Here is a 16,689-nt window from a genome sequence, read left to right as displayed (position 1 = left end):
CCCGCACGCGTCCACTCGACGGTGCCGACCCGCGCGAGTGGACGCACATCGGGCTCTCCACAGCTACCGGACCCCGTCGCGGGTCCGCTCGCCGACCCGCCTCCTGCGCGTCCGGCGCGCTCATGCTGGTCGAGTAGCCGCCGGAGGCGGCGCCCCATGCTGGTCGAGTAGCCGCCGGAGGCGGCGTATCGAGACCCACCCTGCTGGACGCGGCGCCCGCGCGGGTCAGCCGCGCGCGGCAACGATGCGGGCGATGCGCTCCGGGACGGTGTCGTCCTGGAGGCTCGTGACGTCGCCGAGGGCGCGGCCGTCGCGGATGTCGCCGAGGAGGCGGCGCATGATCTTGCCCGAGCGGGTCTTGGGCAGATCCGGGACGACGACCACGTCGCGCGGCTTCGCGATCGGCCCGATCGCCGTCGCGACGTGTTCGCGCAGCACCTGCGAGAGGTCGGCCTCGAGCGCCGTCCAGTAGCCGGGATCCTCCTCGGCGCGGTCGATCGCCTCGTCGGACGGGATCACGAACGCCGCGATCGCCTGACCGGTCGTCGCGTCCTCGACGCCGACCACGCCGGCCTCGCCGACCGCCGGGTGCGCCACCAGGGCCGACTCGATCTCGATGGTGGAGAGCCGGTGCCCCGAGACGTTGATGACGTCGTCGACCCGGCCGAGCACCCAGATGTCGCCGTCGGCGTCGTACTTCGCGCCGTCGCCGGAGAAGAAGTAGCCGCGGTCGGCGTAGCGGGCCCAGTAGGAGTCGCGGTACCGCTCCGGGTTGCCCCAGACGGTCCGCGCGAGGGCCGGGCCCGTGCGGTCGACCACGAGGTAGCCGCCGGAGCCGTTCGGCACCCGCTCGCCCGCCTCGTCGACGACGAGGGCGCCGAGGCCGGGCAGGGCGCCCAGCGAGGAGCCCGGCTTGAGCGTCGAGACGCCCGGCAGCGGGCACATCACGGCCGCGCCCGTCTCGGACTGCCACCAGGTGTCGACGATCGGGCAGCGTCCGCCGCCGATCCGCTCGTGGAACCACACCCAGGCCTCGGGGTTGATCGACTCGCCGACCGTGCCGAGCAGTCGCAGGCTGGAGAGGTCGTACTGCGACGGCACGCCCTCCGGGAACCAGGTCATCAGCGTCCGGATCAGCGTCGGCGCCGTGTAGTAGACGGTGACGCCGTAGCGCTCGATGATCTCGAAGTGCCGCGCGGTGTGCGGAGTGTTGGGCGTGCCCTCGTAGATCACCTGGGTGAGCCCGTTCGAGAGCGGTCCGTAGATCTCGTAGGTGTGCGCCGTGACCCAGGCCAGGTCGGCGGTGCACCAGTGCACGTCGTCCGGCTTCGCGTCGAAGACGGCCCAGTGCGTCCAGGACGCCTGGGTCAGGTAGCCGCCGCTGGTGTGCACGAGGCCCTTCGGCTTCCCGGTCGTGCCCGAGGTGTAGATGATGAACAGCGGCGTCTCGCCGTCGAACGCCTCGGCCTCGTGCACGTCGCTCTGCCCGTCGACGACGTCGTGCCACCAGACGTCGCGGCCCTCGGTCCAGGGGAGGTCCGGCGTCTCGTCGCCGGTGCGGCGGACGACGAGCACGTGCTCGATCGACGCGACGCCGGTGACCGCGTGATCGGCGTTCGCCTTCACCGGCACGGCGACACCGCGCCGGAACTGGCCGTCGGTCGTGACCAGCAGCTTCGCGCCGGTGTCCTCGACGCGGAAGCGCACCGCCTCGGCGGAGAAGCCGCCGAAGACGAGGGAGTGGATCGCGCCGATCCGCGCGATGGCGAGGGTGATCACGACGGTCTCGGGGATCACCGGGAGGTAGACGACGACACGGTCGCCCTTCCCGATGCCCAGCGCGGTCAGTGCGTGCGCGGCGCGGGCCACGTCGCGCTGCAGCTCGGCGTAGCTGATCGAGCGGCGGTCGCCGCGCTCGCCCTCGAAGTGCAGGGCGATCTTGTCGCCGCGCCCGGCGTCGACGTGCCGGTCGACGCAGTTGACGGCGACGTTGAGCGTGCCGCCCTCGAACCAGGTCGCGCGCGGGACCGACAGCGTGCCGTCCTCCTGCGGGACGGCCGGCTCCCAGCGGTGCGCGGTGTGCCAGGGCTCGACCCAGTCGAGGCGCCGGGCGGCCTCCTCCCAGAACGCCACCGGGTCGGCGGCGGCCCGGGCGTGCTCGCCGGGGCCGACGTTCGCCTGCGCGGCGAAGGCCTCGGGTGCCGGGAAGCGGCGGGACTCCTCGAGCAGGTTGGCGATCGTCTCGCTCATCGTCGGGCCTCCGTGGTCGTCGTGCCGGTCGTCGTACCGGTCGTGGGACGCGCCGTGCCGGTCATCCTCACGCCCACTTCCGGATCGCGTAGCGCTGGAACACGCCCACGATCGAGTCGGTCAGCTTGCCCAGCACCGCCAGCAGGATGATCGCGAGGAAGACGCGGTCGATGCGCCCATTGCTCTGACTGTCGGTCAGGCGGAAGCCCAGGCCCATCGACGAGGCGATCAGCTCGGCGGCGACCAGGAACAGCCACGACTGCGCGAGCGCCAGGCGGAGCCCGGCGATCACCGAGGGGATCACGGCCGGAAGCTGCACCGCGGTGAACAGCCGCACCCCGGAGAGCCCGAACGCCCGGCCCGCCTCGACGAGCTGCCGGTCGACGTGGCCGAGGGCGGTCGCGACGGTGGTGAAGACGGGGAAGAACGCGCCGATCGTGATGAGGGTGATCTTCGACTCCTCGCCGATCCCCATCCAGAGCAGCAGCAGCGGCACCCAGGCCAGCGACGGCACCGCGCGGATCGCGCCGAGCGTGGGTGCGAGCACGACCTCCCACACCCGGGAGAGCCCGAAGAGAGCGCCGACCAGCAGCCCCAGCGCGGAGCCGAGGCCGAAGCCGATCAGCACCCGCTGGGTCGAGATCGCGACGTCCTGCCCGAGGTCGCCGCGCTGCGCGAGATCGACCGCCGCCGCCCAGACCATCGCCGGCGACGGGAACACCGAGACCGACACCATCCCGGTGGTGGTGACGATCTGCCAGGCCGCGAGCAGCAGCACCGGGAGGATCGCCCCGCCCACCACCAGGAACCAGCGCCGCGAGGTGAGCGGCCGGGCGTGCGCCGCCTCGTCGTCGCGGAGCCGCTTCTGCGACGCCTCGACGCTCGGACCGACCACGGCGGTGCCGACCGCGCCGGGCGCCTGCACGAGCCCGGTGCTCCGGCGCACGAGGTCGGCGTCGGTCACGGTCTCGTCGTCGCGTGTCGCCATCGTCGTCTCCTCGGTCGGTGTCGCTGCCGGTGCTGTTGCGGGTCGGTCTGTCCCGGGTCGGTGCTGTCGTGCGGGGGTGGTGCGGGCGTCAGGAGCGCCGTCAGGCGATCGCGGACGGGTCGGCCGCCGTCGCGTAGCTGTCGTCGATCAGCGAGTCGAGGGCCGCGTCGACCTGCTCCTGCGTGGCGACGTCGCCGTTCGCGACGAAGATCGGGCCGATGATGGCGAGCACGTCGGTCTGGGCCGAGCCGGGCACGTTGTCGACGTCGAGGTTGCTGCGCTCGGTGATCACCGTGGTGGCCACGGCGACGTCGAGTCCGGCGACGGACGCGAGGATGCTCGCCGTCTCCTCCTGGTTCTCCAGGGCCCAGGCGCGGGCGTGCTCGTAGGCGTTCACGACGGTCTGCGCGAGGTCGGGCTTGGCCGCGAGGAAGCTCTCGGTGGCGTTGAGCAGCCCGTAGGAGTTGAAGTCGACGTTGCGGTAGAGCAGGGTCGCCCCGGCCGCCTCCGCGCCCGCCATGATCGGGTCGAGTCCGGCCCAGGCGTCGACCGAGCCGTTCTGCAGCGCGGCCCAGCCGTCGGCGTGCTGCAGGTTCTGCACGGTGACGTCGTCGATGCTCAGGCCGGCGGCCTCGAGCGCCTGCACCAGGAAGAAGTAGGGGTCGGTGCCGCTGGTGGCCGCGATCTGCTTGCCGGCGAGCTGCTCGACGCTGGTGATCGCCGAGCCGGCGGGCACGACGAGGGCGGACCACTCCGGCTGGGAGAAGATGTCGATCGTCCTGATCGGCGAGCCGTTCGAGCGCGCGAGCAGCGCTGCCGAGCCGGCCGTGGAGCCGACGTCGATCGCCCCGGCGCGCAGGGCCTCGTTGGCCTTGTTCGAGCCGGCCGACTGCACCCAGGTGACGGTGACCTCCTGCTCGGCGAGGGCGTCCTCGAGCCAGCCCTTCTCCTTGATGACCAGGCTCAGCGGGTTGTAGGTCGCGAAGTCGAGCGTCAGCGTGCCGCCCTGGGTCTTCGCGGTCGAGCCGTCGGAGGCGGCGGGCGCCGCGGCCGCGCCTCCGCCGCCCTCGCCCTGGACGCAGCCCGCGAGGAGCGGGACCGCGGCGGCGGTGAGCAGGCCCGCGAGCGCGGTGCGGCGGGTGAGCGGGGAGGTGCTGAACGACGGGAACGACATGGGGGCCTCGACTTCGGTGCGGTGGCGGGAGTGGGACGAGTGTGCGGGAGCGGACGGACGGGATGTCCGCGACCGGTGGGATCCGTGGACGGAGGGCGGGATCGGCGCCTGGGGAGGAGAGGAAGGAGGGGCGCGGCGGCCTAGTGCCGCTCGATCCCGAGCCCCTCGAGCAGCTCGACCCGCCGCTCGGCGAGCTCGGCGGAGCCGCGGTCGCGGGGCCGTGCACCGGGGACCGTCATGATCTGCCGGATGCGCGAGACGCCGCCCGGCTCGTCGCGGCCGAGCAGCACGATCCGGTCGGCCAGCTGCAGCGCCTCGTCCACGTCGTGGGTGACGAGCAGGATCGTGGCGGGGGCGGCCGCGTGCACCTCGAGCAGCAGGTCCTGCATCCGCAGTCGGGTCAGCGCGTCGAGTGCGCCGAACGGCTCGTCCAGCAGCAGCACGCCGGGGTTGCGGGCGAGCGCGCGGGCGAGCGAGGCGCGCTGCGCCATCCCGCCGGACACCTCGCGCGGCCGGGAGCCGGCGTGCGCGGTCAGCCCGACCAGCGAGAGCAGCTCGTCGACGGCGGTGCGGCCCGCCTCGCGCGAGGTGCCGCGCGGGAGCCCGAGTGCGACGTTCGCCGCGAGGGAGCGCCAGGGCAGCAGGCGCGGCTCCTGGAACGCGACCGCGCAGCGCGGGTCGATCCCCGAGACCGACGACCCGTCGATCAGCACCGTGCCGGCGCTCGCCGTGTCCAGGCCGGCGGCGATCCGCAGCAGCGTCGACTTGCCGCAGCCGCTCGGGCCGAGGATCGCGATCACCTCGCCGGCGCGCACGTCGAGCGAGACGTCGGCGAGCACGGGGGCGCCCGGGGCGAAGGTGCGGCCGACCCCGTCGAAGCGCACCGGGAACGCCGACTGGCCGAGCGCGGCGTCGAAGGCCAGGCTCGTGCGGGCGGGGGTTCCGGTCATGAGGGCTCCGAGGCGGGGCGTACGGGCGGACCGTCCGATCGTACGGACGAGCGCCGACTCCTCGGCGGCCGCGACGACACGCGGAGTAACACAGGCGCACCCCTGCACGACGAAGGCCCCGCCGGCACCGCGGAGCGGCGGCCGACGGGGCCTCGGGGGAGCGGACTACGCCTGGACGAGCACGAGCTCCTCGAGCGGCAGGCGCGTGCGGGGAGCGGTCTCGCGCTCGCGGAGCACGTCGTTCTCGAGCGCGTCGGGGCTGGCGAGCACGCCCACGGCGGCGACGGTCACCGGGTCGAAGCGCGCGTCGACGCCGAACGCCGTGCGGATCCCGTCCTTGTCGAAGCCGGCCATCTGGTGCACGTGCAGTCCCTCGTGGTGCGCCTGCACGCTGAGGTGGGCGACAGCCTGGCCGAGGTCGTAGACGGCCCACGGGCGCGCCTCGCCCTTCTCGTCGACCGTCTCGGCGAGCGCGACGATCAGCGCGGCGGCCGAGCCGGCCCAGGCGGCGTTGAAGCCGACGAGGGTGCCGACGATGCTGTCGAACTCCGGAGTGCCGCGGCGCGCGACGATGAAGCGCGACGGCTGCGAGTTGCCGGCCGAGGGGGACCAGCGGGCGGCCTCGAGCAGCGCGGTCAGCGTCTCGTCCGCGATCGCCGCGGAGGCGTCGTAGGAGCGGGGGCTCCAGCGCTCGGCGAGGACGTCCAGGATCGGGGCGCTGGTCGAGGCGGTGCGGGTGGCGGTGTCGGTCATGGGGTGCTTCTCTCCGGAGATGGCTGAACAGGGCGGGCCTCGTCGCCCGAGGGACCCAACCGCAGGAGCTCCGCCGGCATTCCCGCTCGCCGCGCCGACCGGTCGTTCGCCCACGGAGGAGCACGGGGTCCTGTCGGTGCGGAACGGTACCCTGGAGAGCGGCGTGCTTCCCCGCGCGCGACAACTCACCACTCTGATGGAGGATCATCCATGGCCCAGCACTTCGACGTCGTCGTCCTGGGGGCAGGCCCCGGTGGATACGTGGCCGCGATCCGTGCCGCCCAGCTCGGCAAGTCCGTCGCCATCGTCGAGAAGAAGTACTGGGGCGGTGTCTGCCTCAACGTGGGCTGCATCCCCTCCAAGGCGCTGCTGCGCAATGCGGAGCTCGCCCACATCTTCCACGCGCAGGCGAAGCAGTTCGGCATCTCGGGAGACGTCTCCTTCGACTTCGGCGTGGCCTTCGACCGCAGCCGCACCGTCGCGGACGGACGCACCAAGGGCGTCCACTTCCTGATGAAGAAGAACAAGATCACCGAGTTCGACGGCACCGGCTCCTTCACCGGCACGCAGGGCCTCGACGTGCAGCTCACCAAGGGCGGCTCCGAGTCGCTGACCTTCGACGACGCGATCATCGCGACCGGCGCGAGCGTCCGCCTCCTCCCCGGCGTCGAGCTCTCCGAGAACGTCGTCACCTACGAGACCCAGATCATGACCCGCGAGCTGCCCGACACGATGGCCATCGTGGGCGCCGGCGCGATCGGCATGGAGTTCGCCTACGTTCTGAAGAACTACGGCGTCGACGTGACGATCATCGAGTTCATGGACCGCGCCCTCCCCAACGAGGACCCGGACGTCTCCAAGGAGATCCAGAAGCAGTACAAGAAGCTCGGCGTCGAGATCCTCACCTCGACCAAGGTCGAGTCGGTCGTCGACAAGGACGGCTACGTCACCGTCACCTACACCGGCAAGGACGGCACGCAGTCGACCCTCGAGGTCGACAAGGTCCTCATGTCGATCGGCTGGGTCCCCCGCGTCGAGGGCTTCGGCCTCGAGAAGACGGGCGTCGAGGTCACCGAGCGCGGCGCCATCGGCATCGACGAGTACATGCGCACCAACGTCCCGCACATCTACGCGATCGGCGACGTCACCGCCAAGCTGCAGCTCGCGCACGTCGCGGAGGCGCAGGGCGTCGTCGCGGCCGAGACCATCGCCGGAGCCGAGACCCAGACCCTCGGCGACTACCGGATGATGCCGCGCGCCACGTTCTGCCAGCCGCAGATCGCCTCCTTCGGCCTCACCGAGAAGCAGGCGACGGACGAGGGCCACGAGATCACCGTCTCGACCTTCCCGTTCATGGCCAACGGCAAGGCGCACGGCCTCGGCGAGCCGACCGGCTTCGTCAAGCTCATCGCGAGCAAGCAGTACGGCGAGCTCCTCGGCGCCCACATGATCGGCCCGGACGTGTCCGAGCTGCTCCCCGAGCTCACGCTCGCGCAGAAGTGGGACCTCACGGCGACCGAGCTGGCTCGCAACGTGCACACCCACCCGACGCTGTCGGAGGCGCTCCAGGAGGGCTTCCACGGCCTCAAGGGCCACATGATCAACATGTAGCTCCCCGCTCCACCTGCACCGCGCGCTCCGGCTCGCGGCCGCACCTGCTCCGGCTCGCCGGATCCGCCTCGGCTCGCCCGATCGCGCGGATCCTGCGAGCCGGAGCTGTTTCCGCGAGCCAGAGGTCCCGTCCCGAGCCGGCTCGCGTCTCGACGGGCCCGGCTCCGGGCCGCCGCTAGCGTGGACGGATGGAACCGCGCCTCCTCGACCGACTCGCCGCCGACGCCTGGCCGCCCCTCGAGCGCGTGGCGCTCGGAGGCTGGCAGCTGCGCGCCGCCGGGGGCGTCACGAAGCGCGCCAACTCCGTGCTCACCTCCGGTCCCGTCGACGACGTGGACCAGGCGATCACCGCAGCCGAGGAGTTCGCGCGCGAGCAGGGGATCGCGCCGCTCTTCCAGCTCGGCCCCGCGACGCTCCCCGCCGACCTGCCCGAGCGGCTCGCCCGCCGCGGCTACGCCGGGCACGAGCGCACCCTCGTCCTCACCGGCTCCGTGACGGAGGCGCTCGCCGCGCTCGGTCCCGCCGCCCCGGAGGCCGCGGAGCCGGTCGAGACGACGGAGGCGCCCGGCGAGGAGTGGCTGTCGCTCTGGTGGGCGGTCGACGGCCGTGGCGGCGACGCCGAGCGCGGGATCGCCGAGCGGATCCTCGCGGGCTGCGACTCGGCCTACGCCCTGCTGCGGGACGGGAGCGGCCCCGCCGCCTGCGGCCGGCTCTCCTGGGCGACCGCCGAGGACGGCGAGCGCTGGTGCGGCCTCTTCGCGCTGGCCACTCGCCCCGCCGCGCGCCGCCGCGGCCACGCCGCCACGCTCCTCCGCGCCCTTCTCGAGCAGGCCTCCGCCCGAGGCGTCGACCGCCTCTGGATCCAGGTCCTCGCCGACAACGCCGCCGCCCGCCGCCTCTACGCGTCCCTCGGCTGCCGCGAGTCCACGCACTACGAGTACTGGTGCCGCTGACCGTCCCCCTCCCTCCCGCGAGATGCCACTTGTGCACGCGACACGCCGTGGAACGCGTGCACAAGTGGCATCTCGCGGCGGGGGATCAGCCGGCGATGACCGCGCGCGCCACCGACTCGGCTCGGGCCGCGTCGCCCGTCACGAGCACGCGCCACCACGTGTCGTCGGCCAGCACGTCGACCTCGCACGAGCCGCCGCCGCAGCCCGAGAGCGCCCGGTCGCCGAGGCCGTCGAGCGGAGTCAGCGTGACGGCGAGCCCGGTCGTCAGGGACAGGTTGCGCCAGCCGTCCTCGCCGTTCGGCAGCACGTCGACACTCAGACCCGCGTAGCTGCTGCTGGTCGCATCGGTCCAGGTGCACGAGGCGTAGCCCGCGCGAGCGGCGGCCGCGGCGGAGGCGGTCGACGGCGCGACGCCCTCGGTCCCGCTCCCCGGGGTCGCGTCCACGAGCCCGGCCGTCGCGGCCAGCTGCTCGCCGGTCAGCACCTCGGCGCAGACCGGAGCGGTGGCGGTCACCGGCTCGTCGAGCCGGCCGCCGGCCGCCGCGGCGGTCGCCGTGGCGAGGGCCGCGAGGTCGGCGTCGGCCGGCGAGCCGGTCAGCGCGAGCGTGACCCAGGTCGAGCCGGTGAGCAGATCGACGGAGCAGATCTCGACGGAGCAGGCGCTGTAGGCCTCGACGTCGGTCGCGAGTCGCGTTCCGCCGGAGAGGCCGGCCGCAGCGAACGCGTCCGCGGCGTCCTCGGCGGCCGAGGCGGTGATCGACGCCGTGCCGTCCTCCTCGTACCAGGCGCAGGTCAGCAGCCCACCGTTCTCCTGCGCCGACTCGCGGATCAGCTCGGCCGAGGAGCGCACCGTCTCGTCCCGAGTGCCCTCGAGCGAGCCGGCCGCGATCCCGAGGGCGCTCGACGCGCGGGCGACCGGCAGCAGGGCGTCGCAGTCGAGCCGGGCGGCGGAGGAGCGACTCGGCGTCGGCGACGCGGACGTGGAGGCGGAGGGAGTCGCGGACGCCGTCCCGCCCGCCTCCGGCTCGGCCGCCGTGCAGCCCGCGAGCAGGCCGGCCGCGACGAGCAGCGCCGCCCCCGCCCCGACGGCGCGCGCCCTCACGCGGCCAGCTCGCGCTCGATCGCCGCCGTGAACGCGTCGATGTCGTCCTCGCTCGTGTCGAACGAGCAGACCCAGCGCACCTCGCCCGTCGCCGGGTTCCAGTCGTAGAAGCGGTAGGCGGCGCGCAGCCGGTCTGCGACCCCGGCCGGCAGGGTCGCGAACACCGCGTTCGCCTGCGTCGGCTGGGTGAAGGCGAGCCCGGCGATCCGCCCCGCGGCCACGGCCTCGTCCAGCTGCGAGCGCAGCCGCGCCGCCATCGCGTTCGCGTGCCGGGCCGAGCGCAGCCAGAGCGGCTCCGCCTCGCCGTCCTCGCCGAGCATCGCGAGCAGCTGCGCCGAGAGGAAGCGCATCTTCGAGGACAGCTGCATGTTGGTCTTGCGGAGGAACGTCAGCCCGCTGGACGCCTCGGGGTCGAGCACGACGATCGCCTCGCCGAGCAGCATGCCGTTCTTGGTGCCGCCGAAGGACAGCACGTCGACTCCGGCGTCGCTGGTGAAGGCGCGCAGGGGCAGCCCGAGGGCCGCTCCGGCGTTCGCGATCCGCGCTCCGTCCATGTGGAGCCGCATCCCCCGTTCGTGGGCCTGGTCGGCCAGCGCGCGGACCTCCTCCGGCGTGTAGACGGTGCCGAGCTCGGTCGACTGCGTGATCGAGACGACCAGCGGCTGGGCGCGGTGCTCGTCGCCGAAGCCCCAGGCCTGCTCGTCCACGAGCGCGGGCGTGAGCTTGCCGTCGGGGCTCTCGACGGTGAGGATCTTGATCCCGCCGACCTTCTCGGGGGCCCCGCCCTCGTCCGAGTTGATGTGCGCGGTGCCGGCCGAGACGACCGCTCCCCAGCGGGGCAGCATCGACTGCAGACCGGTCACGTTCGCCCCGGTTCCGTTGAAGACGGGGAACGCCTCGGCCTGCTCGCCGAACTCGCGGCGGAAGGTCCGCTGCAGCTCCTCGGTGTACACGTCCTCGCCGTAGGCGACCTGGTGGGCGCCGTTCGCCGCCGCGATCGCGGCGAGCACCTCCTCGTGCACGCCGGAGTAGTTGTCGGAGGCGAAGCCGCGGAGGTCGGGATCGTGCAGAGCGCTCATCCCCCCATCCTCGCAGCCCGCCGCGGATCGATCCTGGTGGCGGGCGCCGTCGCTCCCTGTGTTTCCGGCATGTGAACGGACCATCCCCTGAAAGCCGATTGCCGTCAAGAAGTTGGTATCGCGTGGGAGGCAGGCCACTCTTGTCCTATGCGCATGGACACTTCGGGGGCGGTCCGCGACATGCCCGCCCCTCCCGGGGTGGACGAGATCGCGGCTCGCTTCGGCGATCCCGTCCTCGCGTTCGCCCCGCAGCCCCGCCTCGAGGAGTTCGCGGCGGCGCAGACCATGGCGCTCGGACGCTTCGTCGAGATCTCCCTCTCCTACTCGTTCTTCAAGAATCCGCGCAACCGGGCCGACCCGGTCAACCACGTCCCGCTCACCCCGGAGCAGAAGCGCGCGATCGAGCGTGCCGAGAACGACCACCTCCCGCCGTGGATGGTCGATCAGGTCACGCGGATGCGCTACCCCGTGCTGTGGGAGGCGGTGCGCACCTCCGTGCCGATCCCCGCCGAGCGCAGCCGCCCGCTCGAGTCGCGCCTCGCCGCGCACATGGGCGACGTGCTGCGGAACACCTTCCCGGGCCGCGTCCGCACCCGTCGCGGCGGCATGCCGGTGGTCGCCGCGGCCCTCCGCGACGAGGACGTCGTGCGCGGCGTCCCGGTCGTCGTCGACGGCGAGGCCCTGCGCGGCTACCGCGTCGACACCGACCCCGACGTGGTCGCCATCGGCGCCCGGGTCGACGGCCGCTACATGACCGTCGTGCTCGACCGGAAGATCGTCCCCGACATCCGCATGGAGTTCGTCCGTCGAATCCCGCCACGTCCGGCCCCGGCCCAGCCGCGGCGCTGACGCCCGAACGGGCACGAGCGCCCGGTGACGGACGCGATCGGGCCGGCGCGCGGACCGGAACGGTCAGGACCGCCCCGGCACCGCGATCCCGTGCTCGTAGGCGAAGACGACGGCCTGGATGCGGTCGCGGACGCGCAGCTTCATCAGGATCTTCGACACGTGGGTCTTCACGGTGGCCTCGCCGACGTAGAGCTCGGCGGCGATCTCGGCGTTGGACGAGCCGCGGGCCAGGTGCACCAGCACCTCGCGCTCGCGGTCGGTGAGCTCCTCGATGCCGGGGTGCACCTCGGCGGTCCGGGCCGGCGCCGTCGCGAAGCGCTCGAGCACTCGGCGAGTCACGTCGGGGGCGAGCATCGCGTCGCCGCGGGCCACGACCTGCACGGCCTCGACCAGCTCCTCCGGCGATGCGTTCTTCAGCAGGAAGCCGCTCGCTCCGGAGGACAGCGCCTCGAAGAGGTAGTCGTCGCGGTCGAAGGTGGTCAGGATGAGGACGCTGGAGCACAGCCGCGGATCCTTGACGATCTCGCGGGTCGCGGCCAGGCCGTCCATCCCGGGCATCTGCACGTCCATGCAGATGACGTCCGGGCACAGCTCGGAGGCCCGCTCGATCGCCTCGATCCCGGTGCGGGCCTCGCCGACGACGACGATCCCGGGCTCGGACTCGAGGATGGTGCGGAAGCCGGCGCGGACGAGCTCCTGGTCGTCGACCAGCAGCACCCGGACATCGGCCGTCATGCGCGCCCCCCGCTCGCTCGCTCCCGGCGCCCCCACGACACCTCGGACGACGCTACCGGCTCCCCGGACCCCGCGCGGACGCTCGTCAGAGGGACGCGGGCACGCACCAGGTAGCCGGAGCCGCTCGGGCCGGTCTCGACCGTGCCGCCGACGGCCGCGGCGCGCTCGCTCATGCCGGTGTGCCCGAGCCCGCAGGACGTCGCTGCGATGGGATGCGCGCCCTCGCCGCCGTCGTCGGCGACCTCGAGCTCGACGGCGTCGTCGAGGTAGCGCAGCCGCACCTCGGCGGTGGCCCCACGGCCGGCGTGCTTGCGCACGTTGGTGAGCGACTCCTGCGCGATCCGGTAGAGGCTGAGACCGACCGTCGCCGGGATGTCCCGGGGTTCGCCGACGGTGAGGAACACGGCGGGCAGACCGGATCCGGCCGCGGCGAGCACGAGCTCCTCGAGCTGCGCCACCCCGCGGGTCGAGGCGGCGTCGGTCAGCGGGTCGAGGGCGGTGTCCTCGGCGCGGAGGGCGATCAGGATGCGGTGCAGCTCCTCGATCGCGGATCGCGCGTCGCTCTCGATGGCGCTGAGCGCCGTGGCCGCCCGCTCCGGATCCCGCGCGAGCACCCGCCGAGCAGCCCCCGCCTGCACGCCCATCACGCTGACGTGGTGGGCGACGACGTCGTGCAGCTCGCGGGCGATGCGCAGCCGCTCGGACGACACGGCCTGGCGCGAGGAGCGCTCCCGCTCGTCGTCGAGCTCGGCGGTGCGCGCCTCGAGCGCCTCCAGCCGCCGCGCCGACTGCCAGGACGCGTCGCCGAACACGTAGGCGCTGCCGAAGTAGAGGAGGTTCGCGACGACGGCCAGCGCCGACTCCGCGACGTAGGGCGGGAGCAGCCCGGCCGACTCCTCCGCCGGGAGCGGACTGCTCACCGGGGCGCCGGTGGCGAGGGTGACGATGAGCCAGCCGAGCATGCCGACGGCGATGACCGTGCGCACGACGAGCGCGAGGCGCCGGTCGCGGCTCCAGGCGCCGACCGTGTAGAGGGCGAGGTAGAGGCAGATCTGGTTGAACAGCGACTCCGGCACCTGGAGGATCAGCCCGAGCGCGTAGACCGCGGTGAGCGCGACCGCCACGGTCGACGGGAAGCGCCGGCGGAGGGCGAGCGGGAGGGTCATCGCGAGCGCCCAGAGCGTGCTGACCGCGGGATGCGCGGCGTCGGTGAAGCCCGCCGAGGCGTAGAGGGCGACGGAGACGAGGGTCGCCACCAGCAGGACGCCGGCGGCGACGGCGTCGCGGACGTAGGCGGCCCGGCTCGGCGCTCGCCGAGTCCAGCCCGCATCGAAGGGGTCGGCAGCGACGGCGCCAGGAGGCATGCGCCCCACGCTAACCGACGACGGTCGGGCAGGCCGCCGCGCGAGTCGCCGCATGACGCTCCTCCCGTTCCGGTCGTGCACGTCCCCATGCTGGTCGAGTAGCCGCTGCACGCGCCTTCCCTGCAGGTCGAGCAGCCGCCGGAGGCGCCTCCCATGCTGGTCGAGTAGCCGCCGGAGGCGGCGTATCGAGACCCGGCGTGCTGGGGACGGTGGATCTCGATACGCCCGCTGCGCGGGCTACTCGATCAGCATGGGTGGGGCCGCTGCGTGGTCTGCTCGATCAGCATGGGCGGGGCCGCTGCGCGGGCTGCTCGATCAGCATGGGTGGGGCCGCTGCGCGGGCTGCTCGATCAGCACGGGTCGCGCCCACTGCGCGGCCCGCCCGCGAGGTCAGTCGCGCCCGGTGATGCCCGCGGTCGACGCGATCACATCAGCCATCTTCTTGCCGAGGGCCTCGTAGAACATCGACAGCGGGAACTCGTCGTCCAGCACCGCGTCGGTCAGCCCGCGCGGAGCGCCGAGGAGCACCTCGTCCGGCAGCCCGCGCGCCCAGGCGGAGGCGGGGTGCGGCGTCACCGTCGCCGCGACCAGCGCGTAGGCGGCGAGCCAGTGCGCGGTCTTCGGCCGGTCGATCGAGCGCCAGTAGAGCTCGTCGATGGCGTCCGAGAGGGCGACGACGACGTCCGCGACGCTGTCCCACTCGAAGGCGAGCCGGGTGTCGGTCCAGTGCAGGACGCCGTGCTGGTGCAGCCAGGCGAAGAGCAGCTGGCCGCCGAGCCCGTCGTAGTTGCGCACCCGAGAGCCGGTCAGCGGGAAGCGGAAGAGCCGGTCGAAGAGGATGGCGTACTGGACCGTGCGCGCCCGCGCCGCGAGCGTCTCCTCCTCTCCGTCGCGGTGGTCCTGGCCGGCCAGGCGCCGCTCGATCGCGACGGACTCGCGGAACGCGGTCAGATCGCAGCGCAGCTCCTCGAGGGAGTAGAGGAAGAACGGCATCCGCTGCTTGATCATGAACGGGTCGAACGGCAGGTCGCCGCGCATGTGGGTGCGGTCGTGGATGAGGTCCCACATCACGAAGGCCTCCTCCGCGGTGTGCTGGTCCTCGAGCATCCGGCGGGCGTCCTCCGGCAGCTCGAGCCGCGTGATCTCCGCGGCGGCGGAGACGACACGGCGGAAGCGGGCGGCCTCGCGGTCGGCGAAGATCGCGCCCCAGGTGAAGGCGGGGACGGCGCGCATCGCGACCGTCTCGGGGAAGAGCACGGCGCTGTCGGTGTCGTAGCCGGCGGTGAAGTCGACGAAGCGGACCGGCACGAACAGCGCGTTCGAGTAGTCGCCCGCCTCGAGCTCGGCGACGAAGCGCGGCCAGACGACCTCGACGAGCACGGCCTCGACGTGGCGGTCGCGGCTGCCGTTCTGCGTGAGCATCGGGAAGACGACCAGGTGGCGCAGCCCGTCGACGCGGTCGAGCTGCGGCTGGAACGCCTGCAGCGAGTCGAGGAAGTCCGGGACGCCGAGGCCCTCGGCGCTCCAGCGCTCGAAGTCGACGACGAGCGCCTCGAGGTAGGCGGCGTCGTGCGGGAAGGCGGGCGCGAGGGTGCGGACAGCGTCGATGAGGCGCTCGATCTCGGCGCGGGCGTCCTCGAGGTGGTCCGGGTCGGCCAGCGAGCCGTCCTGCGCCTGCAGCGGCTGCAGTGCGGTGGCTGCGGTTTTGAGGCGGAGCCAGGCGCGGGAGGTCTCGACGCGGTCCTCGACGACCTCGGGTTCTCCGACGACGGTGCTCTGCACGAATTGCGACATGGTGATCCTCCTCACGCTCGTATAACCGGGTGGTTCGGGCCGGATCCGGCCCATCCCCGAGCGTATGGGCCGCGGCGCGCGCTTTTCTTGCGTGAGCCCGGAGCGAATCCGCGAGGTCGGCGATCACGGCGCACGACTCCGCCGAAACGGCCCTCTCTGCGCGGATCGACGGGGGAATCGGCGCGCGATATCAGCCCGCGACCAGCCTTTTCGCAGGTAGCACCCCCCGTCCGGGGCTAGATTCGCAAGGTTCCCGCCAAGGCTCCTCCAAGGGGTCGAAGATAGGGCGGACATCTCGGCTGCCCACACCCGGCGGCCATCCGATCGACCTGCGACTCCGAACACCTGGCGGAGCGGCAGGGCGTCGGTCCACCTTCAAGAGGAAGGATCGGATCGCGTGACGGGACCCGAACCCGGAAGCGACCACAGAACAGTCAGCATCGATCAGCACTCCGAGACCCTCCGCCTCCTGCCCTGGCCGCAGGCGGACGTCACCGCACTCCGCAGCGATCTCGCGGAGTCCGGAGAGCGTCTCGAGACGGAAGACGAGTTCCTCGACCGGCACGACCGCTACCTGCGCGGTTGGGCCGAGGGGAGCGGGTTCTTCTACGCGATCGAGCTCGACGGGCACTGCGTCGGCTCCATCGGCTATTGGTACGGCCACTCGCGTGGCACCCTCGCCTACGAGACGGGCTGGAGCATCGCTCCCGCAGCCCGCGATCGCGGCGTCGTGGCGCGCTCGGTGCGCCTGCTCCTCGAGGAGGCGGCGGCGTTCCCGCTGCCGCGCTTCGTGCACGCGTACGTCCCCACGGACGACGCCGAGGACAGCGCGATCTGCGTCGAGGCCGGCTTCGACCGCGTCGACGTCGTGGAGGCCGGCGACCCCCCGGTCCTCTACGCCGACTGGGCGTTCGACCTGGCCGACGTCGCGTAAGAGCGGCGCGCTCGCGCCCGCGATGGGCCGATCATGCTGATCGAGTAGCCCGCGCAGCGGGCGTATCGAGATCCACCGTTCTGCAGAGCGCGGGGTCTCGATACGCGCTGCGCGCTACTCGACCAGCATGATGGCGCGCTGTCGCGCCCGTTC

14 protein-coding genes are annotated in these 16,689 nt (G+C 73.0%); 4 read left to right on the top strand and 10 right to left on the bottom strand.

The window, feature by feature from the left end; genetic code table 11:
- Positions 1-225 precede the first annotated feature (225 nt).
- From acs to EDF17_RS13565, 5 genes are all read right to left on the bottom strand, one after another.
- Positions 226-2,238, bottom strand: coding sequence for an acetate--CoA ligase (acs, locus tag EDF17_RS13585; RefSeq protein WP_243732919.1), 2,013 nt, complete (start codon positions 2,236-2,238; stop codon positions 226-228).
- 79 nt (positions 2,239-2,317) lie between these two features.
- A complete protein-coding gene (locus EDF17_RS13580) occupies positions 2,318-3,238 on the bottom strand; it encodes an ABC transporter permease (RefSeq protein WP_123447157.1) in 921 nt (306 codons plus the stop codon).
- Between the two features lie 100 nt (positions 3,239-3,338).
- Complete coding sequence (locus EDF17_RS13575; RefSeq protein ID WP_123447156.1) at positions 3,339-4,412, bottom strand: aliphatic sulfonate ABC transporter substrate-binding protein; 1,074 nt, start codon at positions 4,410-4,412, stop codon at positions 3,339-3,341.
- A 140-nt stretch (positions 4,413-4,552) separates the two neighbouring features.
- Entirely contained in the window at positions 4,553-5,362 is an 810-nt protein-coding gene (locus tag EDF17_RS13570) for an ABC transporter ATP-binding protein (RefSeq protein WP_123447155.1), read from the bottom strand.
- Positions 5,363-5,527: 165 nt separating this feature from the next.
- On the bottom strand, positions 5,528-6,115 hold the full coding sequence (locus tag EDF17_RS13565; RefSeq protein ID WP_123447154.1) for a nitroreductase family protein: 588 nt from the start codon (positions 6,113-6,115) through the stop codon (positions 5,528-5,530).
- 210 nt (positions 6,116-6,325) lie between these two features.
- Here EDF17_RS13565 and lpdA point away from each other — a divergent pair, with 210 nt between their 5' ends.
- Positions 6,326-7,726, top strand: coding sequence for a dihydrolipoyl dehydrogenase (gene lpdA / locus EDF17_RS13560; protein ID WP_123447153.1), 1,401 nt, complete (start codon positions 6,326-6,328; stop codon positions 7,724-7,726).
- A 188-nt stretch (positions 7,727-7,914) separates the two neighbouring features.
- On the top strand, positions 7,915-8,679 hold the full coding sequence (locus EDF17_RS13555; RefSeq protein WP_123447152.1) for a GNAT family N-acetyltransferase: 765 nt from the start codon (positions 7,915-7,917) through the stop codon (positions 8,677-8,679).
- Positions 8,680-8,764: 85 nt separating this feature from the next.
- Here the strand turns inward: EDF17_RS13555 and EDF17_RS19915 are convergent, their stop codons facing one another.
- Together EDF17_RS19915 and EDF17_RS13545 are read right to left on the bottom strand one after the other, a co-directional pair.
- Positions 8,765-9,781 (bottom strand): hypothetical protein, encoded by a 1,017-nt coding sequence (locus EDF17_RS19915; protein WP_166649687.1) that lies wholly within the window; start codon positions 9,779-9,781, stop codon positions 8,765-8,767.
- Positions 9,778-10,860 (bottom strand): beta-eliminating lyase-related protein, encoded by a 1,083-nt coding sequence (locus tag EDF17_RS13545; protein WP_123447151.1) that lies wholly within the window; start codon positions 10,858-10,860, stop codon positions 9,778-9,780. The genes EDF17_RS19915 and EDF17_RS13545 overlap by 4 nt, the downstream gene beginning before the upstream one ends.
- Before the next feature lie 153 nt (positions 10,861-11,013).
- Here EDF17_RS13545 and EDF17_RS13540 point away from each other — a divergent pair, with 153 nt between their 5' ends.
- Positions 11,014-11,709 carry a hypothetical protein gene (locus EDF17_RS13540; protein WP_127887847.1) on the top strand — a complete coding sequence of 232 codons (696 nt, stop codon included), beginning with the start codon at positions 11,014-11,016 and terminating at the stop codon, positions 11,707-11,709.
- Positions 11,710-11,772: 63 nt separating this feature from the next.
- On the opposite strand, the gene EDF17_RS13535 is transcribed toward EDF17_RS13540, so the two are convergent.
- The 3 genes from EDF17_RS13535 to EDF17_RS13525 form a co-directional block, all read right to left on the bottom strand.
- Positions 11,773-12,444 carry a response regulator transcription factor gene (locus EDF17_RS13535; protein WP_123447526.1) on the bottom strand — a complete coding sequence of 224 codons (672 nt, stop codon included), beginning with the start codon at positions 12,442-12,444 and terminating at the stop codon, positions 11,773-11,775.
- Positions 12,441-13,808 carry a histidine kinase gene (locus EDF17_RS13530; RefSeq protein WP_123447149.1) on the bottom strand — a complete coding sequence of 456 codons (1,368 nt, stop codon included), beginning with the start codon at positions 13,806-13,808 and terminating at the stop codon, positions 12,441-12,443. Before EDF17_RS13530 ends, EDF17_RS13535 begins: the two co-directional genes overlap by 4 nt.
- A 390-nt stretch (positions 13,809-14,198) precedes the next feature.
- Positions 14,199-15,602 carry a DUF6421 family protein gene (locus EDF17_RS13525; protein ID WP_123447148.1) on the bottom strand — a complete coding sequence of 468 codons (1,404 nt, stop codon included), beginning with the start codon at positions 15,600-15,602 and terminating at the stop codon, positions 14,199-14,201.
- A gap of 397 nt (positions 15,603-15,999) precedes the next feature.
- On the opposite strand from EDF17_RS13525, the gene EDF17_RS13520 reads away from it, so the two are divergent.
- Positions 16,000-16,536, top strand: coding sequence for a GNAT family N-acetyltransferase (locus EDF17_RS13520; RefSeq protein ID WP_166649686.1), 537 nt, complete (start codon positions 16,000-16,002; stop codon positions 16,534-16,536).
- The last annotated feature ends 153 nt before the right edge of the window (positions 16,537-16,689 follow it).

This window comes from Rathayibacter sp. PhB1 (genome assembly GCF_004362935.1).
GTDB classification, from domain to species: domain Bacteria; phylum Actinomycetota; class Actinomycetes; order Actinomycetales; family Microbacteriaceae; genus Rathayibacter; species Rathayibacter festucae.
The sequence above is the reverse complement of the archived record's forward strand: the minus strand, read 5'-3'. Positions and strand labels throughout refer to the sequence as shown.